Consider the following 729-nt stretch of genomic DNA (forward strand, 5'->3'; position numbering starts at 1 on the left):
GGGTTGATCCGCGCTGCCGGTGACAGCAAGATGCGGGCGGCGCTTCACCTCGATAGCCATTCGCGCGTGCTCATCATCAACTCCGAAGGCGCGACCGATCCCGGCCGCTATGCCGACCTGGTCGGGATGGCGCCGCAAGAGGTTGCGCGGGCGAGGCAGCCGGCATGAGCAATCTGACGATCAACGCCGACCGTCTTCTTGGCCGCATCGAAGAGCTCGGCAGCCTTGGCCGCGATGCGCAGGGCAGGCTGGTGCGTGTCGCCGCTTCCGACATGGACAAGCTCGGCCGCGACCGCCTCGTCAGCTGGCTGCAGGACGCAGGGCTCGCAGTCGCCGTCGACCGCATCGGCAACATCTTCGGCATCTGGCAGGATGATGCCAATGCCGGCCAGCCGTCGGTCATGCTCGGCTCGCATATCGACACAGTGATCGACGCTGGCATCTATGACGGCTGCTATGGCGTCCTTGCCGGCCTCGAAGCGATCGAGAGTTTGAAGGAGGCCGGCTTTACGCCGGCGCGCCCGCTTGTGGTAGCGGCCTTCACCAACGAGGAGGGCGTGCGGTTTTCGCCTGACATGATGGGCTCGCTGGTCTTCGCCGGCGGCCGGGATCTTGACGAGGCGCTGGCCTCGGTCGGCACCGACGGCTCGGTGCTGGGCAAGGAGTTGGAGCGCATCGGCTATGCCGGCAGGCACGAGCCCGGCTTCCTCAAGCCGCGGGCCTATGTCG

General features: G+C 66.8%; 1 protein-coding gene. It reads left to right on the plus strand.

The features are described from left to right. Nucleotides 1-164: 164 nt before the first annotated feature. A partial coding sequence (locus EN781_RS33555) for a M20/M25/M40 family metallo-hydrolase (protein ID WP_127400781.1) occupies nt 165-729 on the plus strand: 565 nt, incomplete at its 3' end.

Origin of the sequence: Mesorhizobium sp. M4A.F.Ca.ET.090.04.2.1, assembly GCF_003999085.1 — a bacterium.
Classification (GTDB): Bacteria; Pseudomonadota; Alphaproteobacteria; order Rhizobiales; family Rhizobiaceae; genus Mesorhizobium.